A 23,233-nucleotide genomic window follows, 5' to 3' on the forward strand; every position below is an offset into this window, starting at 1 on the left:
TCCTTTACAAGCAAAAAATAACGTCAATTTTATTGATATGACATCTAAATTAATTTCCTAACTAAATTCTTGTTTTATACTTCTACGAAGATTTCGGCTGACAAGCTAAATTTCCTTTTCTATAGGAGAGTGCAATGTCTTTTATAACTGCGCGTTTGGATTGGTTACAAGGTTTAGGAATTGCAATTGTCAGCGCCATTCCCTTATATGCAAATATCTCAGTTGCTCAAATTACGCCAGATGGAACTTTGCCAAATAATTCTAATGTGAGATTAGAGGGTAATACCAGAGTTATTGAGGGTGGAACTACAAGAGGCGCTAATCTCTTCCACAGCTTTGAAGAATTCTCAGTTTTCAATGGCAGTACCGCTTTCTTCAATAATGCACCTGATATTCAGAACATTTTGACACGAGTAACAGGTAAGTCAATTTCTAATATTGATGGCTTAATTCGCGCTAACGGCACAGCAAATCTATTCTTACTTAATCCCAATGGTATTGTTTTTGGACAAAATGCCCGCTTAGATATTGGTGGATCGTTTTCTGCAACTACAGCAAGCAGTTTCAAGTTTTCTAATGGCAGTACCTTCAGTGCTACTAATCCCCAAGCACCGCCATTATTGACGGTAAACATTACACCAGGGTTGCAATATGGAACAAGTCAGTCAGGGGCGACTATTACCAATACCGGAAATTTAGCACCTCCGCAAGATTTGACATTAGTAGCTGACAAACTTGATTTGCAGGGACAGCTAAAAGCAGGAAGAAATTTAACACTGCAAGCTACTGATACAGTGCGAGTGCGAGACAGTGTGAAGACTCCGTTTTTAGCTCAAGCAGGTAGTAATTTCATAATTGGGGGAAATCAAGGAATTGACATTTTAGCCCTGAATCATCCAACGCAAACACCGTTTGTGAGTGGCGGTGATTTTAGCTTAATCAGTGATGGAATTATTTCTCTTGATGCTCGTTTTGCCAGTGGTGGGAATTTTTTGCTTAAGAGTATATCAGGGCGACTGGCAAACTTTATGAGCCTTTATGACCCAATAATTAGTAGCAATGGCGACGTGGACGTTGCAGCTAACTATACAGGGGCATCGTTGTTAGTCGAAAGTAAGGGTAATATTCGCTTTGGGGGTGATATAAATATTACTAGCCCGGATACTAGTGCTTTACCTGTTGGACAAAATACTGCAACTTTAAGCAAGAGTACAGCGTTAATTATGCGTTCTGGGCAGAATATTCTAGCTTATGGTGGTATTAATTATGGCTCAGTACCTGTCTTTAGTAGTGGAACTGTGCTAGAGGGAATGACGATAAGTGGAAATCTGCGCTTAGAGCCGTTTAATGGAACTGGCGGGATAGTTAGCTTAACGACGGCATCTGGGGATGTGAGTACTCAAAAAATTATAACCAATGGGGGCAAGATTGAGATTAACAGTGCTGGAGCGATTGAAACCAATGGACAAGAGCTAGTTACAATTAATGGCGCGAATAATGGAGGTGACATTAGTTTAAAAGCTACCAACGGCAATATTACTACGGGCGGTATGAATTCAGAAGCCAGGGGTACTGGCAAAGGTGGGAACATCACCCTCAAAAGTATTGCAGGAGCTATTGATACAACTAGGGGAACTGTCAGATCCCAAATTAGCGAAGGTTCAAATGGAACAGGGCGTGCAGGAGAAATTGTTTTTAAAGCCAAAGATAATATTCAAACCGCTGAGTTAGATGCTAGTGCCGAACAAGGAAATGGTAGCAGTATTCAACTCACTAGCTCTAATGGAGAAATTGATACAACTAAAGGAACTTTATTCACTGAGTCTCGCAACGGTGATGGTGGCGCAATTTACCTCTCTGCCTTTAACAATATTACAACAAGTCAGCTCCTGTCACAAGCAAAGGGTACTGGCGATGGTGGGGACATCACCCTCAACAGTGACGCCGGAGCTATTGATACAACTAAAGGATTTATCATATCCGAAATTACCGACGGTTCAAATGGAACAGGGAATGCAGGAAAAATTGTTTTTACAGCCAAAAATAGTATTCAAACCACTAGAGTTAATGCTAGTGCTGAAAAAGGAAGTGGTGGCAGCATTGAACTCACTAGTAACAATGGGACGATTAACACCACCGCAGGAGATTTGTTTTCTGATTCAAAGAGTGGGAATAGTGGTGCGATCGCCTTAACTGCCAATGGCAATATTACTACGGGCGGTATGAATTCAGAAGCCAGGGGTACTGGCAAAGGTGGGAACATCACCCTCAAAAGTATTGCAGGAGCTATTGATACAACTAGGGGAACTGTCAGATCCCAAATTAGCGAAGGTTCAAATGGAACAGGGCGTGCAGGAGAAATTGTTTTTAAAGCCAAAGATAATATTCAAACCGCTGAGTTAGATGCTAGTGCCGAACAAGGAAATGGTAGCAGTATTCAACTCACTAGCTCTAATGGAGAAATTGATACAACTAAAGGAACTTTATTCACTGAGTCTCGCAACGGTGATGGTGGCGCAATTTACCTCTCTGCCTTTAACAATATTACAACAAGTCAGCTCCTGTCACAAGCAAAGGGTACTGGCGATGGTGGGGACATCACCCTCAACAGTGACGCCGGAGCTATTGATACAACTAAAGGATTTATCATATCCGAAATTACCGACGGTTCAAATGGAACAGGGAATGCAGGAAAAATTGTTTTTACAGCCAAAAATAGTATTCAAACCACTAGAGTTAATGCTAGTGCTGAAAAAGGAAGTGGTGGCAGCATTGAACTCACTAGCACTAATGGAGAAATTGATACAACCAAAGAAAGCTTATATACTCGCTCTCGAAATGGAAATGGGGGTATCATTAGCCTCAAAGCTGCCAACGGTAACATTACCACTAGCAATTTGGACTCTTCAAGTTATGGTTCTGGCAAGGTGGGAAATGGGGGCGCGATCCATTTGACTGCCTTGGGTAACATTACAACGGTGAATTTGGACTCTTACTCGAACTCTGACTCTGGCAGTACAGGAAATGGAGGCGAAATTAGCCTTCAAGCCAACAACGGTAGCATTACTGTTGGGCGTGCGTTCTCATTCTCATACTCAAAGTCTGCTGTTGACAATGAGGGAAATGCCGGGGCAGTAACCTTCACTGCCAATGGTAATATTACCACAACGGACGATATAAACTCAGAAGCCCGTGGGACTGGCAATAGCGGGGACATCACCCTCACAAGTATTGCAGGAGCTATTGATACAACTAAAGGATCGATCACATCCCAAATTAGCGAAGGTTCAGAGGGAACAGGGCATGCAGGAGCAATTGTTGTTAAAGCCAAAAATAATATTCAAACCACTAGAGTTGATGCTAGTGCCGAGAAAGGAAATGCTGGCGAGATTCGACTCACTAGTACTAATGGAGAAATTGATACAACCAAAGGAAGAGTATACACTAACTCTGGACGTGAGGTTTCCCCCTTTACCTTCAACAATATTGGGGGAAGTGGTGGGCTAATCACCTTTACAGCCAATGGCAAGATTACCACGGACAATGTGAACTCAGAATCGGGAGATATTACCATCATTAGTGAATCGCCCTTTATTTTAGACAAAAATAGCATTTCTAGCACGACCCTAGGGGCTAGCAAGGGAGGAGATATTAGAATTAACGCTCCTTCTATCGAACTGACTAATGGCGGTCAATTAATTACTTCCACTTTTGGTATTGGTAATGCAGGTAATATCACAGTCAATACAAATGTTTTAAAGGCAACAAATAGCGGTCAATTAGTTACTTCCACTAAAGAATCTAGTAGTGGGACTGCGGGTGACATCACAGTAAATGCCTTATCTGTAGAACTATCTGGTTCTAATAGCGGTTTATTTGCCCAAACAAGCAGTACAGGTAATGCTGGTAAACTTATTTTGCAACCTCTTGGTAATGAACAAAATCTTAAGGTAAATTTTCAAAATGGAGCGCAGATATCCGCATCTACAAGTAGTAGCGGTCAAGGTGGAACCTTAACAATAACTGCGCCTCAATCTATTACTATCACTGGCGATGGCTCAATTATATCCGCTGACACTACAGGCGCTGGCAATGGCGGAAACTTAACTTTGAGTACAGGAAATTTAGTAGCACGGGATGGGGCGAAAGTTACAGTCAGCAGCGTAAATTCTGGGAAAGCTGGCAATTTAAGAGTAGATGCTAACTCTATCCTGCTGGACAGCGCAGCCACAATTAATGCTAATACTACCGGAGGAGGTGGAAATATCGTTCTCAACTCGCCTCTGATATTATTACGTCAAGGTAGCAGTATAACCACTAACGCCAGGGGTTATGATATCCCTGGTGGCGATATTACCATTGATGCCAAAAATGGCTTTATCATCGCCGTTCCCAATGAAAATAGCGACATTAGTGCAGATTCCGCTAACGCCCGTGGCGGGAATGTCACTATCAGAAATGCTGCTGGTATCTTTGGTATCCGTTCTAGAAAAGAGCCTTCCCTAAACACAAGTGATATTACCGCCACAGGAGCAACGCCTGATTTAAGCGGCAATATAGAAATTACTCGACCTGATGTAAACCCTAGTAACGGTTTAGTCGAACTTCCAACTAATCTAGTTGATGCTTATAACCAAATTTCCAATGCCTGCACGCCTGGAACTCGGCAATACCAAAATACATTTGTGGCAACAGGACGCGGCGGACTACCCATCAATCCTACTGAACCATTACAAGATTCAAGTACTCTATCAGGTTGGGTAAGATTGAGACCACAACCAGAAAACTTAGCACATACAACACCTGTGCCACAACCAACAGCATCAACTACTCCTAAAATTGCTGCTACAATTCCAATCGTGGAAGCTTCTGGCTGGGTAATTGATAACAATGGACATATAGAACTAGTAGCACAAGTTCCTCAACTCAATCCCCGCAGCCCTTGGCAAACACCTGCTGACTGTTCTGTATCTCAGGGAGGTGTGAAATATGGCAAAACTTCAGCTGCCAAAGCGAGTAATTAGATTTGCGATAACTCCCGTACTCCTATTTACCCTTGCTGTTTTCCTGACTATTATCCCTAGCACATTCGCTAAACAACAAAAGACAAATTCACCAAACGGGTTTCACATCCAAACCAATAAACCCCCAGCTACAAAACCACAGGCACTTCTTGAGCAAGGAGAAGCACTTTATCAAGCAGGAAGCTTTGCTGAAGCGATAAATGTTCTTCAACAAGCTGTCCGTATCTATCAACAAGAAAGCAATAACCTCGCACAAGCCGCAGCGCTGACTAACCTCTCTCTTGTATACCAGCAACTCGGCTCGCGGAAAGAAGCTTATGCAACTATTGACAATAGCTTAAATTTACTTGGCTGGGATAAGACAAATCAAAAGTTAAATGTTAACAATCCAAAATCTGAGTTGTTAGAAATTCTTGCACAAACTCTAAATACTCAGGGCGAATTGCAACTAGCAGACGGACAAACTGATGCATCCTTTCAAACATCACAACAAGCAGAGCAAATCTGGAAGAAATTAGGTGACAATACTGGAGTAACGCGCAGCCGAATTAACCAAGCCCAAGCCTTACGAGTTAATGGTTTTTACCGCCGTAGCTTAAATATATTGAATGAAGTATCCCAACAATTAATTTCCCAACCTGACTCAATTGTAAAAGTAACAGCTTTGCGATCGCTTGGCAATGTCTTACAACAATTAGGCGAACTTGAGTCATCCCAGAAAAACTTACAACAAAGCTTAGAAATTGCTCAACGTCTGCAACTGCCTCTAGAAATTAGTTTGACGGAATTTAGCCTCGGTAACACTGCTAGGTCGTTAAGTAATATTAAAGAGGCGATCGCTCATTATGAAAACGCTGCCAAAATTGCACCAAACCCTCTTACCAAAGTTCAAGCCCTGATTAATCAGCTGAGTTTGTTTGTCGAAAACGAACGCATCACGGAGGCAAAATCATTAATACCCACAATCCAATCTCAATTACCGAATCTGCCCACCAATCAAGCTGGTATTTATGCACGGATCAATTTTGCTCAGACTTTGACCACAATTGGTAATAAAAAAGATATTGCAGAGATTCTGGCAACTAGCGTTCAGCAAGCCAAAATAATCGGCGATGAACGGGCCCAATCCTATGCACTGGGCAGCTTGGGAGAGCTTTACGAGCAGAACCAACAATTGCAATCAGCACAGGATTTGACGCAGCAAGGGTTATTTCTGGCTCAAAAAATTGATGCCTCAGATATAGCTTATCGCCTTGAGTGGCAGTTAGGACGCTTACTCAAAGCACAGGGAAATACCGAAGCCGCCATATCTGCTTATGATGCTGCCGTAACAAGTCTTCAGTCTCTTCGCAGCGATTTAGTTGCGGTTAATCGAGACGTGCAATTCAATTTTCGCGATCGCATAGAACCTCTTTACCGGCAGTCTGTAGAGCTGATTTTACAAGAGAAAGGAAAAGGAAAACCAGATTTAGATAAGGCACGACAGCGAATTGAAGCCTTACAACTTGCAGAACTCGACAACTTTTTCCGAGAAGCTTGCTTGAACAATCAATTTGTGGTATTAGACAAATTAGTAGACCGCGACAACCCGAATACTGCTATTTTCTACCCAATTATTCTAGATAATTATTTAGAAATTATTGTCAAACTTCCGAATCAACCGTTGATACATAAAACTTCTAAAGTCAATCGTCAGCAAGTAGAGCAAGTTATTACAAAAATACGAGAGACAATAGTCGAACCCGATGCTAATCAGAAATTTAAAGCAGCTTCTCAACAGCTTTATAATTGGTTAATCAAACCAGTTGAGACAGACCTCAAAAATAGTAAAGTTAATACTTTAGTCTTTATTCCAGATGGGTTGCTGCGAAATATCCCGATGTCTGCATTGTATGATGGCACATTGTATTTAGTCCAAAAATACTCTGTAGCTATTAGCCCTGGACTGCAACTATTTATTCCCAAACTTTTAGCCCACAAAAAATTAAATGCCCTGGTTGGAGGACTATCACAACCACCCAAAAATGAAAAGTTTGCACCACTTCCCAACGTTTTGATTGAACTGAAATTAATTCAAGAGTCAGGCGTATCGACAACTACATTATTAGATAAAAATTTTACTAGTACAAATTTAGCAAAAACTATCAATGCTCAACCTTTTAGAGTTGTTCACTTTGCAACTCATGGGCAATTTAGCTCTAAAGCAAAAGACACTTTTATCTTAGCAGCTGATGGACGCATCAATGTGAGTGAATTAGATAGCTTGCTCAAAAGTAGAGAGCAAAAACGAACAGAGCCAGTTGAATTACTTGTTTTAAGTGCTTGCGAAACCGCAGCAGGAGATAACCGAGCTGCTTTGGGATTAGCAGGAGTTGCCCTGCGTGCAGGTGCACGGAGTACTTTAGCCTCCCTATGGCAAATTGGCGATAATTCCACAGCTTTGTTTATTGAGGAATTTTACCACCATTTAGTGACTGGTAAAACTACAGCAGAGGCTTTACGGTTTGCTCAATTAAAATTACTTGAAGCTCATGAGTATAACCGCCCGATGTACTGGGCACCCTACGTTATAGTTGGTAATTGGTTGTAGAAATCTAGGCTTATAGATACTTTACTGGATATGAAATTATTCGGGGTTTGGTAATTTTATTAGAGGCATCGTAGCAATATTATCCAAGTTGATGGATCGCAATAAACTTTGCCAATCTTCTTCAACAGATGCATCTCTATAATTAGAAATGCGTACTTGTGCTAGCATATTTAAAGCGTCAAACCAAATCCCTTTTTCAGCATAGATTATAATCTTCTGCCGAGGCTCATTTGCGGCTTTTATTTGTTGGATAACACGAGAATCTAAATTAACTCTTTTAATGTTCCCTTCTACGTATACAGGAATGCTTGCTGCCTCTTTGCTACAATGTACTTTTAAATACCAGCGATATGTCTTATCTACTTCTAACGAAGCAGTACTAGGGAAAGAAATACCAATGACACTTGGCTTTGAAGGTAGGGCGATCGCATTTCTATAAACATCATTTTCGGCGCTATCCTGTACGCTAAATTCAGCACTTGAGTTAGATAAATCCCTAGTGTAAGGGATATAAAACCAAAACGTAGGCCGTTCTGAAGTGGTTAGTCCCTCTACAATCCCGATAATTGACTTGTTTCTCTGTTCCCCAACCTTTTGTTCCTCTTGAAATGGTACTAAGGCAGTGAGGGGGGTTGGAACCGCAGGACAATTATCTCGACTACCCATTCCTGCTCTACGGCCAGATACAGGACTTAATGAAGTAGGTGCTTTTGGCAAAATAAAAACTGGTCGAGAAATAGGTTGTTGAGGTAAAGTCCTACCTTTGCTTGGTGGCACAGGCTGCTTGGTCGTTGCTGGTTGTTTATTTTGGCCTATTACCTTTGTTGGATAATAGGTGACGCTGCTCAAGATCAGAGCAATTGTTAGCATCCATTTCATATTCCTAGATGCTAGCAGTACAAACGCATAGATACTCTTAAACATTTTACTCTCCTATTAAAAAGGAAATTTAGCTTGCAATCCTCTATTAACTATAGGTATCAGCACAATCAATTTATGCATAAGCGAGGATATCAACAAATTTTTAGCTACTGATATGACTTGCAAAAAATAATTTTCATTTTTAAAGTAGACATTTTGTCAAGTATATTAAGGTTGAAATTAGGTTCAAAAAATTAAGCTAACCGTCATTGAAAGCTCAAGACTTATAGTTGATTTTTCCTGCTAATCAAGACTCAGCATTGCTTTGCACCTATCTAGAGCCACCAAGAGACTCCAGATAGTGAATAAACTCATCTCACTGCTACCAATTCAGAATTAGAAGGTTCAGCTAAAAGCTCCTGATTTTCCTCAGTGAATAAACCAATATCACTGCTACCAATTAAGAATCAGAGGAGAGGGTACCTGTACCACCTGTACCAAGTGCAGACTATACAACTTTCTGTCAATGCGTAAGTTCTATTAACTTGGCACAGGTTACTTTAGCTTCATCCCATTTATTTAGAGTATTAATTGAGCAAACACAGCTTGAAGTCAAACAAATTATCCAAACTCCAAACACAGAAACGATCAAGATTTGAAGTTCAATCAAGGAGAAAACACATGATCACAACAAATAAAACAACGGCTCTCGAACAATTACCCAGTGAACCGTTGAAAGACTCAGTAGCACGGCAGGGTCTTGCTAAATCACAACGTTCTATCCACATACAAAGGTATTCCACCATGTTGAGAAACTTAAAGACTCCTTTGAAAAGTATTGGTGTTTTGTCTTTTGTGCTTTTGGCTGCTCCTTTTATCAAACCTGATGCTGCACTAGCGGGTGGTTTTTCAAGATCATGTGTAAATAGACAGGTATCTATCGCCCCAGACGGTGCTTACTTGAATGCACTTTGTACAAGGGCAAACGGTTCAAAGGTTCAATCTCGATTAAGAATTTCAGATTATATTGCCAACTACGGTGGTAGATTAGAATGGGCATTAGGCGGTGGTGGTTTTCACGTTTCTTGTCGCTCCGTTAAATATCCCCAGTTTGGCGGTCAGCTGATGGTAGCTAGCTGTGGAGACGGTAGAGGTGGCTGGGTTGGCACTGGTCTCAATCTTGATGACAAAATTAGTAATCAAAATGGTGTTTTGGCAATTGATCGTTAAAGGGGTTCGGTCGGGATACGGATACCCTTGTCGAATTCTTCAAACAGCTAAACTAAACCGATTAGTTCAGCAATGAAACGATTGAGAATTTTCAGAGCAGTTTTATACCCAGTAGCAAGATTCCCTAACTTCAGTTGGGACAAAATGCGATGGCTACGCCGCGCCGAAGGCATCGCATAAAATTTCAAGTTCTGAATTCAGTGGCAAACCGACAGATTGTTTAGCGCTTGTGGTATTAAATATCTGATGTGACTCACTCTGCCGTGTAATACTTGGTTGAATGGGAGCTAAAAAATCTGAGTCTTCCCTTGTAATATAAGGGTTATCGTTATGCCTAATAATGTGTTCTAAATCTTACAGGGGAACAACAAGGGCTAGGATGCAAATAAAATAAGCCTCATAGCTCTTTCTCCTTGTTGATAATACTTACGCTTATTAGGAGCTAGTGTCATTAACTCTGCCACCAACTCATAAGAATTTTCCATAAAATCGACCCAGTTAGACCCATATAATCCAATATCCTTCATGTCCCTTGCGCGTCTCGTAGGAAAAATACTTGTTCCGCCGCGTCCGTCGCCCAAAATGAATTTTGTTTAAGTTCAGCGATATCTTCGGAAATTTCAATCCTGTAAGTGAGTCAGTTTTTCTCCATGCCTCTTAATTCACGGTAGTTGACACAAAAAATAATTATTTCGCTGTTCGGGTGATGCCTACATACGTAAAATTATTCAAACTTATTAAAAATGTTTTTTCCATTTTCTAGGAATATATTGATTTATCAACACTCAGCAAGAAAACGTTATGGCTACTAATGTGTCTAAATTATCAAGCAATTTACTTAATTTTTCGACTTTGGTTGATTTATTACAATACAGAGCTAAGGAACAACCTAACCAAACCGCTTATACTTTTCTCAAGGATGGGGAAAATGAAGAAATCACCATAAGTTATCAGGTACTAGACCAGCGAGCTAGGATAATCGCTTCATATTTGCAGTCACTACATCTTCAGAATGAACAGGCATTACTACTTTATCCACCAGGCATAGAGTATATAGCAGCATTTTTCGGCTGTTTATACGCACAAGTCGTAGCAGTTCCAGCTTATCCGCCAAAACTAAATAAACCAATGCCTCGGCTACAAGCTATTGCCACAGATGCACAAGCAAAAATAGCCCTCACTAACACCTCTATCTTGACTGATATAGAACGGCAGTTCGCACACAACCCAGAATTAGCTAGCTTACATTGGATACCAACAGATACCCTTCTCGATGACGTAATTCACAAATGGCAACAACCGCACATTAACAGTAATACACTAGCCTTTCTTCAATACACATCCGGCTCAACAGGAACACCAAAAGGAGTTATGGTTAGTCATGGGAACTTATTACACAATTTATCTGTAATTTATCAATGTTTTGAGCATCAACCCAATAGCCATGCAGTTATCTGGCTGCCACCTTATCATGATATGGGATTAATTGGTGGCATTTTACAACCTTTTTATGGAGGCTTTCCCGCCACACTCATGTCACCGACAGCTTTTATCAAAAAGCCTTGGCGTTGGCTACAAGCTATTTCCCGCTACCAAGCAACCACCAGTGGAGGCCCTAATTTTGCTTATGACCTCGCCTGTCGTCAGATTACTCCTCAACAAAAAGAAACTCTTGACCTAAGTAGCTGGAATATTGCTTTTATCGGTGCTGAACCTATCCGTGCCGAGACTATAGAGCGTTTTGCCGCTACTTTTGAACCTTGTGGTTTCCGCCCTGAAGCATTTTATCCTTGTTATGGGATGGCTGAAACAACCTTACTCGTTTCAGGAGGTTTAAAAAAAGCAGCGCCAATTATTCGAGCAGTGGATGGAGCAAAATTAGAAAAAAATCAAGTGACAGCAGCCAATGGTAAACAAGAGGGTGATCGATTACTTGTTGGCTGTGGTAAAACCCAACTTGATCAGAAAATTGCGATCGTTAATCCTCAAACCTTAACCCTCTGCGCTCCTAATCAAGTAGGGGAGATATGGGTGTCAGGATCAAGTGTTGCACAGGGTTATTGGCATAAGCTATCCCAAACCTTAGAGACTTTTAATGCCTATCTTCCAGATACCAAAGAAGGCCCATTTTTGCGAACAGGAGACTTAGGATTTTTAGAGAATGGTGAACTGTTTGTTACTGGTCGCCTCAAGGATTTAATTATTATCCTCGGACGCAACCATTACCCTCAAGATATCGAAATGACTGTAGAAAAATGTCATCCAGCACTCCGTCCTAACTCTGGAATAGCATTTTCCATTGATATCGCAAATCAAGAAAGACTCGTTATTGCTCAGGAAATAGAACGTAATTACCTTCGTAAACTCAATGCTGATGAAATTATTAGAACAATTGTGCAAGCCGTGTCAGAACAACATGATTTACAAACTTATGCAGTCTTACTACTAAAAACTGGTAGTTTGCCTAAAACTTCTAGTGGTAAAGTTCAACGTAGTGCTTGTCGGGAAGCATTTATCGGTGGATCTCTAGATGTAGTAGCAGATTGGTGTGTTAATCCTCAACACAAAATTAAATTCCGTTCTTTAGAAACAGAGGTAGAAACCTTATGGCAAAATCTGCAATCAAGCCAGAAGTGAGAAACAGTCTTAAAAAATATATAGAGCTGCTTTAGTCCAGCACAAATATCAATGTTATATGCCACTTTGTGCAGAGTGAGCAAGATTTACAAACCTATTGAATTAATCGAAGGATCTTACAGTGTCTACACAAGCAGAGATTGCCGTTTCCTATGATGTTTCTAATGATTTTTTTCGGTTATGGTTAGACAAACGCATGATCTATACGTGTGCTTTGTTTGAAGGAACTGATGACTTAGAGACTGCTCAGTTCAACAAGCTCAAATGGTTTCATGAAGCGGTCAAAGCTAATCCAGATAAGCGGTTGTTAGATATTGGCTGTGGTTGGGGAGGAACTATCAAGTTTTTCTCACAAGAAATGGGATTAAAAGATGTAACTGGCATTACTTTATCTCGTGCTCAATACTCTCAAATTAAAGCTGAATCTATTCCCGGACTCTCTGTAGAATGTGTCTCGTATATAGATTATCAACCGAAAGAAAAGTTTGATGCAATCGTTAGTATCGGGATGTTTGAACATATTGCCACACCAGAACAAGCACGTACTGGCGAACACATATCAATTTATCGAGATTACTTTCGGCGAGCTTGGGAGTGGACAAACCCTGGTTCTTGGTTTGGTCTGCAAAGCGTGATTGGCTTTCGCGTTCCGCGAGAGCGATATGATATTCGAGAAATTAGTTGGTTAACATCAAATATTTTTCCGGGAGCCATTACACCACGCTTAGAAGCGATTGTTGCATCTGTAAATCCTTACTGGGAAGTGATGGAGGTCAAAACCCGACGAGAACACTATGCGAAAACTACAGCAGAATGGTTGCGACGGCTAAAAAATCATGAGGTGCTGATTCGCCAACGTTGGGGAGATGAAAAATTTACTGAATATGAAAGATATTTGAGCGTTTGTGTCATGGCATTTGAAAAAAGTTACCAGTCTTTGGCACAGATAGTTTTACGCCGAATTGATTGATAGCTAAATCAAGTTACTGATGATAGGAGTAAGAACAAATAATGAGAAACGATGAAATTTTGAGCTTAATTCAAGAAGCTTTTGAGTTTGCATCTCCAGAGCAAGCACTAGCCGTAAAAGATTTAACCATCAACAGCGCATTAAGTGAGTTTGGTGTCAGTTCAATAGTGGCTTTAGAAATGGCGGGATATATCGAAGAGAAGTTACATATACAATTTGCAGATGACGAGTTAGCACAGATTGGCAATATCAAAGGCTTTGTTAATCTAATTAGTCAATATACAAAGCTAGCGGCATAAAACATTAACTAATCAAGAATAGATCGAAATCAGGAGGTTCAGAATGGCTGCTTCATTGACGCATCAGGAAAGTATGTATCGTGCGTATATGGAATTTTTTGATATAGCCGAGCGGAAACGCCGTTGGCATCCACTCAACGATATTCCTTGGGAGAAACTAGAACCATCAAAAAATACCGAGGAAAATGCTATCTGTGTTGAGACTTTTTGTGGAGTCGAATTGTATGTTCCAGATTATACAGCTAATGGTTTTAATTTGACCCGTTCCATTTTCGGGCATGCTTGGTTTCAAGCCAACTGGGGTTATGAAGAATCTAAGCATGGGTTGACTTTTCGCGAGTACTTAATTCGTTCAGGTCTACGTACACAAGAGCAATACGCGGAGTTTGAAAAGCAGATTTTTGCTAAAGTTTGGAATTTACCATTTCATACACGACGGCAAATAACTTGTTATGGGGCATTGCAAGAGTCTGCTACATTTCTCATCTATCGCGCTCAATTAGAGAAGGCCCGACGAGAAGCTGATGAAGTTTTGGAAAAGATATATTTCTATGTGAGTCGAGATGAAGCTGCTCACATGGGTTTTTATATTAAGGTTCTGCAATTGGAAATGGAAGAAGACCGAGAAGGAACTCTGTCTGACCTTGCCCACGTTGTTTATCACTTTCAAATGCCTGGAGTGGATTTGATTCCTGAGTATGAGCAGCGTCTTGATACTGATGGTGTTGGTATTTCTTCTCAACAATTTTTGGAACGTGGTATTTTCCCTATCCTGAAGGCTGTAGGTACAAGCCGTCGAGAGCTAGTCAAACTCATGCACCAAAAGAAGATTAACGAATCATCTCCTGCTTCTTCCTTATCTACAGATAAGCAAGTGGTAGTAATGAGGTAAAGCATATAGGAATCGTATTTGATTTTTGAAATTATCTATGTGGGTGGGGAGTAAGGAGTAGGGAATTAGGCTTTTCGATCTGTACCAAGCTTTTTCATAAATCAAATATTAGTTCTATAGTTACCTAAGTAAGTCGGTGCAATAAAACCAAACTGTGTGAAAAAAAGTAAATAAGGCTCAAATTCTTTCTGCCCCTGCTCCCATTCAGCTACGCTCATGGCAAGCCTGCCCCCAGCAAGAACTGCCTTATTTCAACAATAATTGTTTACGCCGACCTACTTAGTTTGTTGGAGATTATGTGTAATTTCCAAGCAGAAACAAAGGGCTTGATTTAGCTGATAAAGGAATTGGTAATTTTATTAATGCCAGTTACCCTTCCACTTTACCTATACCTAAATTACTCATGTATTAGATAGGAGTTAGAGAACAATGCTACATAAAGAAGAAATCTCTTTGAAACGTCCACAAATACCACAAAAGTGGTATCGCCCATCTATGATTGGTACACTTGCTTATATTGCTTACAATTTGGCACTTTATATTGTGCCAGCTATGCTAGCACGGATGCTTTTGCTCCTACATTTGCCATTACCTTTGCTTATATTGATGACCGCACCACTAATTTGGTTATCAGCGCAGGGAATGCTTTTATTTTCTTGGGTAGGTCATGAAGGCTTTCACTTGTCATTACATCGAAATAAGTTTGTCAGTGCCTTAATCGGGACTTTCTTTGCATCTGCACTACCAACTTACTTTGAGACTGGTGCTGCTATTTCTCATTGGAATCATCATCGCTTTACCAATCAAGCTTCAGATCCAGACTGTCAAATATTCCAAAAGTTTCAGAACTTCTGGTCTAGACTTTTATTTGCCAGAAGTACCGCTAATTTTTACTATTTCATCAATACAGTGAGAATGGCGTTCAACCTACCATTGTCCTACTCTTACAAATTTCCGTTTAAATCCTGGTCGATAGTAATGCTAGCTTGGGCTAACATTGGCTTCTCGCTGTTATGGTTAGTGTTATATGCGGCGATCGCCATTTATGATCCAGCCACGGCAATAGTTCTAATGGTCTTGCCTGGGATAACAATGTACGCCATTTCTGCTTTGCAACCATACCTAGAACACGCGGGAACTAAAGTAGGTCTTGGTCGTGATGCAAAAAGTCAAACATCGCTTCTATTTACCATACTTTACTTCGGTAATAACTACCACCTTGAACATCATCTCTATCCTGGAGTACCTTGTTATCGTTTGCCAGCTTTACATCGTTGGCTTAAAGAAAAAGGTTTTTATGATCGTATGGAGAGTATGGAGACAGACGAATTAATTGAACCTCATGTTATAAAACCTTACCTCAAGGCATTTCATACACCTTATCCTGAAGCTGGAAAGGAGAATAGTACTTCTGATCCTATGTTACAGATGTAGATGTATAAAGACTACAGTAAACTAACAATTGCTGACAATATCAATCAAAACATTCAATAGTTGTGTTCTCCGTTAATTTTTGATAAAAAGGAGTCCAGATGAAATTACAACAATCGTCAATTTTTCAATTAACTGTTCATTTTGAAGATGTAGATTTTAATAGAGTTGTACATCATCCTAACTATTTAAAATACCTGGAAAGAGCACGTTCTTTTAGTATTAAAGCATGTGGATATAGTGTAGAAAAAATGCTGGCTTCTGGTTTTAGTCTAGTTGTTTCAAAAATTCAGGCTAACTATTTACGCCCAGCATTAATCGAACAGAATCTATTTGTAATTAGTCGTGTTGTCTTTGTCGGAAAAACTATAGTAAAACTTTACCAATCTATCACTTCATAACTGCCAACAAATCAAGAGTTAGAAATGGTTGGAGAGGAAATATTCTCATTATCTGGAACAATCTTTTGGGCGCAGTTAGAAATAGTCTGTATTGATTTAAAATCTGCTAAACCAAAATCCATTCCATGTGATTTAAAACAGGCAATCAAAACTAGCAATAAAGACTTATTCCTCAATACAATACCAATTAGCAATACAGAGACTTTAACTCCTAGCTTACAAATTGTATAAATATCAAACGCCAAATTTTTCAACGGATTTAGTTGTGAGGATATTAAATGAATCATAGAAAAGGGCATGATATAGAATTAGTTGATGCTCACTCACTTGTAGAAATACCAGGAAATGTTGAACCTGGTATGCCAAGTACAAAGAAACCTCAAGGTAAACGTTTTCGTTTGGTGTTGATATTAGTGAGCTTGTTCTTGGTGGGAGCGGGTGTATCAGCCTGGTATTATTTCTCATTACCCCCAAAAATCACTTCGTTGCGAGTTAGTGGTCGTATTGAAGGTTATGAAACTGATATTGGTGCGAAAGTAGCAGCTCGCATCGACTCAGTAGAGGTGCGAGAAGGGGATCGGGTTCTCAAAAATCAAGTGATTGTCAAACTAGATGATGCAGAGATACAAGCACAATTAAAAGGTGCGGTTGCTCGCGTAGATTCAATGCAACAACAACAAGAACAAGCAAAGTTGCAAATCAATCTCTTAAACAACCAAATTTTGGAAAATCAGCTAGCCTTGCAACAGTCTGAAGGAGATGCCAAGGGTCGAATTTTTGAGGCTGAATCAGCATTGGCTTCCGCTCAGGCACAATTAAATCAAGCGATCGCTGAGGTAGACCAAGCAAAATCAGAGTTAAAATTAGCGCAAATCAACCGCGATCGCTACGCTAAATTGGTAGCCGAAGGAGCTGTTACCAAGCAACAATTTGACCAAAGTCAAACAGCTTACGAAACAGCTCTGTCCACAGTTAAATCCCGTCAAGCAGCAATGAGTTCATTTCAAAAATTAGTCAATTCTGCTCAAGGGAAATTAACGCAAGCCCAAACTACAGAATTAAATCCCTCGATTCGCAACTCACAGATAGCCGGGTTACGTACACAATTGACGCAAACACGTTTGAAGCTAGCTGCCGCTCAAGCTGATGTGGCTAATGCAAAAGCCGCTCAACAGGAAATTAAAGCTAAAGTTACCGATCTCAAGGTTGTTAATCCTATCAACGGGGTTGTCATTAGTCGGAGTGTAGAACCAGGAACTGTAGTTACTCCCGGCAAAACTCTGTTAACAGTCATCGATCCTAACAATATTTATTTGCGCGCTTTTATTCCCCAAGCAGATATTGGTAAGGTGCATGTTGGCCAACAGGCTCGGATATATGTGGATTCAGCACCTCAGCAACCTATCAGTGCAAAAGTTGCAGCCATCGACACTCAAGCATCTTTTACTCCTGAGAATATTTATTTTCCAAAAGACCGAGTAAAACAAGTGTTCGGTGTCAAAATTATCATCAATAAACCAGACGGATTGGCCAAGCCAGGAATGTCGGCTGATGCCGAAATCATTATTGCATCTGAAGCGAAGAAATAACTTTTACAAAGAGCTACTATTGCGAATTCACAATCAGCGTCGATTTATCACTTAACATTTGGAATTTAAATTTATTATCAATAGTATCATGCTATCTACTACTAAGAATAATTTATCTAGTTACCCTAACAAAGCGACAGAAAATATCGCTATTCAGGTAGAAGGTTTATATAAACGTTACGGCAAAATAGTTGCTGTAAAAGGAATAAATTTTGCTGTGAAGCGAGGAGAAATCTTTGGGTTAATCGGCCCTGATGGTGCAGGAAAAACTTCCACCTTTCATATTTTGGCTGGTGTCATGGAGGCATCTGCTGGCAAGGTTAAAATATTAGGAAAAACACCACGTAATGCTCGTTTAGCTACTGGATATCTGACCCAACAGTTCTCACTTTACTCCGATTTAAGCATTGATGAAAATTTGCGCTATGCTGCCGGATTAAAGGAAGTCCCACAACACCTTTTTCGGCAACGCCGCCAGAAATATTTAGGTTTAATGGATTTGCAGAGCTTTGCAAAGCGTTTGGCTGGTCGTCTTTCTGGGGGCATGAAACAGAAATTAGCTTTGTGTTGTGCGTTAATTTCTCAACCCGAAATTCTTCTATTGGATGAACCAACAACAGGCGTTGACTCTGTATCACGTCGGGAATTCTGGGATATTCTAGCTGCTGTAGCGTCAGAGGGAATTACCATAGTTGTGGCCACACCTTATTTAGATGAAGCAGAAAGGTGTGATCGTATTGCTTTAATCTATGAAGGAGAAATTCAACAAATTGGTACTCTCACTCAATTACGTGAGAGCTTGAATTTACAAAGACTAGAAGTACGAACTAATCACCTGGAAGCAGCTGAACAGTTATTACAAAAAGCAAAAGACTACAAGGAAACATCAGTAGTTGATGTCCAAACCTTTGGCGATCGCCTAGATATATTAGTTAAAGATGTCTCTGTAGCAACAGAGGCGGTGCAAAGAATTTTTCAGCAACAACAACTGAATCTAGAGAGTATTCAAACTGCTGATGCCACCTTAGAAAATGTCTTTGTTAATCGTCTGCGGACTGCTGGCAATGACTCTGAATTTATTCCTTTTCCCCGTGTCAAAAGTAGACATCGTACAGGTGTAGCAATCTCTGCCTATAAGCTGAAAAAAATATTTGGTGATTTTCAAGCAGTTAAAGGTGTAGATTTAGAAGTTCATTATGGCGAGATTTATGGTTTGCTAGGAGCAAATGGAGCAGGCAAGACAAGTACAATTAAGATTCTCTGCGGTTTGTTAGAACCAACATTTGGAACAATCTCCTTAGCTGGACAAACTCAGAATTTACGTGGCAGCGCCATCCGGCAACGCATCGGTTATATGAGTCAAAAATTTACCCTTTATGATGATTTGACAATTATTCAGAACCTAGAATTTTATTGTGGAGTTTATAATGTGCCAATTCAGCTACGCCGTTCCCGGATTAAATGGGTACTTACCACTTGTGGTTTAGCTGGAAAAGAAAATACACTCACAAGTCAATTGCCAGGAGGCTGGAAACAACGGCTAGCTTTTGGTGCATCGGTAATGCACGAGCCAGAAATTTTGTTTTTAGATGAACCGACATCGGGAGTAGATCCTTTGGCACGTCGTCAGTTTTGGCGATTAATTAACGAGTTTGCCAGGTCAGGAACAGCAGTGTTAGTAACAACTCACTATTTAGAAGAGGCGGAACAGTGCAACCGCATGGGTTTCATGGTGGCGGGTAAGGTAGTAGCTCAAGGTTCACCGACTGAGATTAAAACTTCTCAACCTGGTCATTTGCTAGAAATTGTAGTGAATCGGACTCAGGATGCTTCTAATTTGCTGAAAACCAAACTTGATTCTTGGCGCATATCAATTTTTGGCGATCGCATACACTTGGTTTTAGATTGTCTTAGTACAGATATCCCTCATATCCGTTCAATTTTACAAACAGAAAATATCGACCTGTATTCGCTGCGGCCTATTCCTTTTTCTCTTGAAGATGCCTTTATTAACATTGTCCAACGCGCTCAACAAGATAAATTATGACAAGAATATGGACTCAGTGTAGAAAAGAATTAGCACAATTCCGGCGCGATCGCCTGACTGTGACACTGGCTTTTATACTGCCTCTAATTACCTTATTGATTTATGGCTTTGCCATCAGGCTAGAAGTCAAAGAAATTCGGCTACTTGTTCAGGACTTCGACCGCACCCCTCTCAGTCGCACATATATTGAGCGCTTGTTCGCTACAAACCAGTTCCAGGCTGTTCCTTTTGATAGTAATGACTCGACATTAGCTAATCAGGACTCTCTAATTTCCGATCCCTCCAAAGCAATTGATCGTGGTCTAGCCAAAGCAGTATTAATAATTCCACCCGATTTTACTCGTCGGATCAAATCTGGTAAAGTCAGCAACTTACAAGTCCTTATAGATGGGACAGATGTTAATAACGCACGTGTAATTGAAAACACTATTAGTTCTACCACTGATTTTTTCCTTAAAAGTACCGGACTACAATCAAGCAGCAGCCAAATAGCAGCGCAAGTGCGTCTCTGGTTTAATCCAGGACGTAAAGAATCTCTCTATATTGTCCCTGGAGCTTATGCTCTTGTCCTTTGGGTTTATCCATCACTGTTCGCAGCTCTTGCCATGACTAGAGAAAAAGAGGAAGGTACTATTATCCAGGTTTATGCTTCTAGTTTAAGTGCTGTTGAACTACTGCTAGGCAAAGGGTTAGCTTACTTCTTAATTGCTATTGCCCAAAGCCTATTTATTATGGTCTTAGGCTCACTTATTTTTGGGATACGATTAGCAGGTGACATTTTACCATTGTTGATTGGTACTCTCTTATTCTTAATCAGTGGCGTCATGTTCGGCTTGTTTTACGGCGTAAAATCTGAAAGCCAAAGTGAGGCTACTCAAAAAGTTCTTAGTGTTGGTTACTTAACAGCCTTAGTCATGTCTGGCTTCGTCTATCCACTGAGCAATATTCCCTTCCCTCTCTCGCTCATTTCTAATATTGTCCCAGTCCGCTATTATATTGAACTAACTCGTGACTCTTTTGTACGAGGGACAGGATGGTCAAGTGTTTGGTCTGTTCCCTTGGTTTTAGCACTGTTAGGATTTTTACTATTTTTTGGTGCTTTACATGGTCTAAAGCGCATGCAATTATCGGAATAGATAATTACAGCACTTTGCAAGTAAAACTAGTACAAATTAGTATGATAAATCTTGTGAAGTGGGCATACAAGCCCACCCTTGTGTATTTTACTTAGATGTAATCTGCTGTATCTGTGTAGTGGCAGAAAAAGAAGTAAAAAAGGCAGAGTTAGCCTTCTCTGTTTCTCTATCCAATTCTAAATAAATTTGAAAGTTTTTATGTTTCTATCTTTTCATCAGAAGATATATCTATTCTTTAAAAACCGCTTTTGGTCATTAGCAATCAAAGAAACCTACCAAATTCTCAGCGATAAACGTCTGATTTTTTTATTTATTGTTCTACCAACGATACAGCTTTTAATTTATGGTTCAGCTATTAGTCCAGATGTACATAATTTGAATATGGGGATTGTTGATTATGCAAAAACCTCTAGTAGTCGTGAACTGATTTCTGCTTTAACTGAAAATCATACTTTTAATCTGGCTAGTCTAAATGACAGTGAGCAAATCCTTAACCAACAAATGGAAACGGGAAAAGTTTCTGTTGGCTTAGTCATACCACCTGAATTTGACCGTGACTTAAGTCGAGAAGGCATCACAAAAGTTCAGGTTTTTGTAGATGCAGTTAATGCCAATACTGCGGGGATTGTTAGAAGTTATATTACCCAGATTATCAACCATTATGGTCAACAAATAAACTCTAGTTTTGTGTCCGCGCAAGTACAGCCTCAAATTACATTTCTATACAATCCTGGCTTAATTAGTAGTTGGTTTTTTCTGTCTGGAATTATGGGTGTAATTCTCAATCTAGTAGGCTCAATAGTTTCATCAGCCGCAATGGTGAGGGAAAAAGAAGCTGGGACACTCGAACAGTTATTGATGACTCCTGCTGCTAACTGGGAAATTCTTTTAGCTAAGTTATTTCCCTTAACTGTCTTATTGCTGGGTGATGTCTGCTTGGTACTTGGTTTAGCTCGACTCATCTTTGGACTACCCGTGCGGAGTAATGTTTTCCTCTTTTTGACACTTTCTGGTCTCTACGTTTTAAATGCGCTCGGAATAGGTATTCTCATTGGGACAGTGTTCAGTACTCAACAGCAGACTCAACTTATATCATTTGCTGTTAATGTACCCTTAGGTTTACTTTCTGGTACGATTACACCTATTGAAAGTATGCCATCGCTATTTCAGTACTTATCATTACTTAATCCATTACGTCACTATGTTCTGATTGTGCGTGGTTTACTACTCAAGGGCGTTAATCTTGATGTGCTTTGGCCAAATGCCATATCATTATTGTTCTTTGCAGTTCTTTTATTACTAATTAGTATTCATAAATTTCGCACTCAGCTTAACTCAAAAGCTGTTTAGCGAGACTTATACAAAAATCAAGCCCAAATATAACCCAAACTAGTTTTGTCAGCAGCAAACACGTCACGATTTAAGTTCAACCAATCAATAAATCGACTTATACATGGCTGTACTGAACGCTTCTAAAACTTCAGTAAAAGTGTTTAAATTGCTTCCAGTCCCAATCCAATGGCATTTGAACGACAATTATGAGTAACCCTCTTTCCCATCCCGAAGATCCAGATTTCCATTCATCTATTCAGGAGAATCTAAACTGCCAGCAGTTTGTGCTGCCATGCAGAAAGCATTGGTGGCACGGTTGACTACAAGACGAGTTTGAGAACTTTTAATTTTGCCACCAGTAATGCGGCTGGCTGCCAGGGCAAAGACCAAGCCAAGAAGTAAAGTGTTTGACTGTGGGGAACCGACTGGGATCTAAACCAACCTCAGAAAGAATAATTTGTACTGTCAGGACACCAAGACCGTCAACGCGAGTAAAATCTACTCCACTCATACGGTAAAGATGAGTACGCAAATCAAACTCAGGTTCATTACCTTGAGGTTTATGACGAATAAGATTTTATCATTTAGCCCCAATTTTTATTTTCCCAGAGTGACAAAAGCGTCCGAGGAAAGCGATCGCATTCCCAATGGATGTAAAGAAACATTTCTGTTTCTTAGAAGAGAATTGAAGGAGAAGTAGTACCGTAAGGATTCAGGTTTTATAATTAAAGTTCAAGTTTTATACCAATTTAATATGAAGCTGCATATAATAGGGGAAAGCAAACTCGGTAAGT

Annotated in this window: 18 protein-coding genes; 14 read left to right on the forward strand and 4 right to left on the reverse strand. The window is 40.1% G+C overall.

All coding sequences use genetic code 11. The features are described 5' to 3' along the window. Positions 1 to 134: 134 nt before the first annotated feature. Entirely contained in the window at positions 135 to 5,024 is a 4,890-nt protein-coding gene (locus tag RMY00_RS25320; RefSeq protein ID WP_322650184.1) for a filamentous hemagglutinin N-terminal domain-containing protein, read from the forward strand. Further along, positions 4,990 to 7,614, forward strand: coding sequence for a CHAT domain-containing protein (locus RMY00_RS25325; protein ID WP_322650185.1), 2,625 nt, complete (start codon positions 4,990 to 4,992; stop codon positions 7,612 to 7,614). Before RMY00_RS25320 ends, RMY00_RS25325 begins: the two co-directional genes overlap by 35 nt. 36 nt (positions 7,615 to 7,650) lie before the next feature. Here the strand turns inward: RMY00_RS25325 and RMY00_RS25330 are convergent, their stop codons facing one another. Further along, a complete protein-coding gene (locus tag RMY00_RS25330) occupies positions 7,651 to 8,538 on the reverse strand; it encodes a DUF928 domain-containing protein (protein ID WP_322650186.1) in 888 nt (295 codons plus the stop codon). Between the two features lie 618 nt (positions 8,539 to 9,156). On the opposite strand from RMY00_RS25330, the gene RMY00_RS25335 reads away from it, so the two are divergent. Then, positions 9,157 to 9,705 (forward strand): CVNH domain-containing protein, encoded by a 549-nt coding sequence (locus RMY00_RS25335; RefSeq protein ID WP_322650187.1) that lies wholly within the window; start codon positions 9,157 to 9,159, stop codon positions 9,703 to 9,705. Positions 9,706 to 9,752: 47 nt separating this feature from the next. Here the strand turns inward: RMY00_RS25335 and RMY00_RS25340 are convergent, their stop codons facing one another. Then, positions 9,753 to 9,893 (reverse strand): hypothetical protein, encoded by a 141-nt coding sequence (locus tag RMY00_RS25340; RefSeq protein ID WP_322650188.1) that lies wholly within the window; start codon positions 9,891 to 9,893, stop codon positions 9,753 to 9,755. 613 nt (positions 9,894 to 10,506) lie between these two features. Here RMY00_RS25340 and RMY00_RS25350 point away from each other — a divergent pair. From RMY00_RS25350 to RMY00_RS25400, 11 genes are all read left to right on the forward strand, one after another. Beyond that, complete coding sequence (locus tag RMY00_RS25350) at positions 10,507 to 12,342, forward strand: fatty acyl-AMP ligase (RefSeq protein WP_322650189.1); 1,836 nt, start codon at positions 10,507 to 10,509, stop codon at positions 12,340 to 12,342. Positions 12,343 to 12,463: 121 nt separating this feature from the next. Then, the gene (locus tag RMY00_RS25355; protein ID WP_322650190.1) at positions 12,464 to 13,312 is read left to right on the forward strand and encodes a class I SAM-dependent methyltransferase; all 849 of its coding nucleotides are present in this window, start codon (positions 12,464 to 12,466) and stop codon (positions 13,310 to 13,312) included. Positions 13,313 to 13,353: 41 nt separating this feature from the next. Then, positions 13,354 to 13,611: an acyl carrier protein gene (locus RMY00_RS25360; protein ID WP_322650191.1), complete on the forward strand. Its 258-nt coding sequence runs from the start codon at positions 13,354 to 13,356 to the stop codon at positions 13,609 to 13,611. Between the two features lie 43 nt (positions 13,612 to 13,654). After that, positions 13,655 to 14,503 carry an acyl-ACP desaturase gene (locus RMY00_RS25365; RefSeq protein ID WP_322650192.1) on the forward strand — a complete coding sequence of 283 codons (849 nt, stop codon included), beginning with the start codon at positions 13,655 to 13,657 and terminating at the stop codon, positions 14,501 to 14,503. Positions 14,504 to 14,932: 429 nt separating this feature from the next. Further along, entirely contained in the window at positions 14,933 to 15,937 is a 1,005-nt protein-coding gene (locus RMY00_RS25370; protein ID WP_322650193.1) for a fatty acid desaturase, read from the forward strand. Positions 15,938 to 16,035: 98 nt separating this feature from the next. Next, positions 16,036 to 16,335 (forward strand): acyl-CoA thioesterase, encoded by a 300-nt coding sequence (locus RMY00_RS25375; RefSeq protein ID WP_322650194.1) that lies wholly within the window; start codon positions 16,036 to 16,038, stop codon positions 16,333 to 16,335. Between the two features lie 24 nt (positions 16,336 to 16,359). After that, on the forward strand, positions 16,360 to 16,566 hold the full coding sequence (locus RMY00_RS25380; RefSeq protein ID WP_322650195.1) for a hypothetical protein: 207 nt from the start codon (positions 16,360 to 16,362) through the stop codon (positions 16,564 to 16,566). Positions 16,567 to 16,613: 47 nt separating this feature from the next. Further along, positions 16,614 to 17,924, forward strand: coding sequence for an HlyD family secretion protein (locus RMY00_RS25385; protein ID WP_322650196.1), 1,311 nt, complete (start codon positions 16,614 to 16,616; stop codon positions 17,922 to 17,924). A gap of 88 nt (positions 17,925 to 18,012) precedes the next feature. Further along, positions 18,013 to 19,971 (forward strand): ATP-binding cassette domain-containing protein, encoded by a 1,959-nt coding sequence (locus tag RMY00_RS25390; protein ID WP_322650197.1) that lies wholly within the window; start codon positions 18,013 to 18,015, stop codon positions 19,969 to 19,971. Next, positions 19,968 to 21,107, forward strand: a complete 1,140-nt coding sequence (locus RMY00_RS25395) for an ABC transporter permease (RefSeq protein ID WP_322650198.1) — start codon at positions 19,968 to 19,970, stop codon at positions 21,105 to 21,107. The genes RMY00_RS25390 and RMY00_RS25395 overlap by 4 nt, the downstream gene beginning before the upstream one ends. Positions 21,108 to 21,305: 198 nt before the next feature. Continuing rightward, positions 21,306 to 22,457, forward strand: coding sequence for an ABC transporter permease (locus RMY00_RS25400; protein ID WP_322650199.1), 1,152 nt, complete (start codon positions 21,306 to 21,308; stop codon positions 22,455 to 22,457). 234 nt (positions 22,458 to 22,691) lie between these two features. On the opposite strand, the gene RMY00_RS36250 is transcribed toward RMY00_RS25400, so the two are convergent. Both RMY00_RS36250 and RMY00_RS25405 read right to left on the reverse strand, forming a co-directional pair. Beyond that, the gene (locus tag RMY00_RS36250; protein ID WP_416212103.1) at positions 22,692 to 22,829 is read right to left on the reverse strand and encodes a hypothetical protein; all 138 of its coding nucleotides are present in this window, start codon (positions 22,827 to 22,829) and stop codon (positions 22,692 to 22,694) included. Next, positions 22,783 to 22,950, reverse strand: a complete 168-nt coding sequence (locus RMY00_RS25405) for a transposase (protein ID WP_416212101.1) — start codon at positions 22,948 to 22,950, stop codon at positions 22,783 to 22,785. Before RMY00_RS25405 ends, RMY00_RS36250 begins: the two co-directional genes overlap by 47 nt. Positions 22,951 to 23,233: the final 283 nt, after the last annotated feature.

This window comes from Nostoc sp. ChiVER01 (assembly GCF_034531155.1).
Taxonomy (GTDB): domain Bacteria; phylum Cyanobacteriota; class Cyanobacteriia; order Cyanobacteriales; family Nostocaceae; genus Nostoc.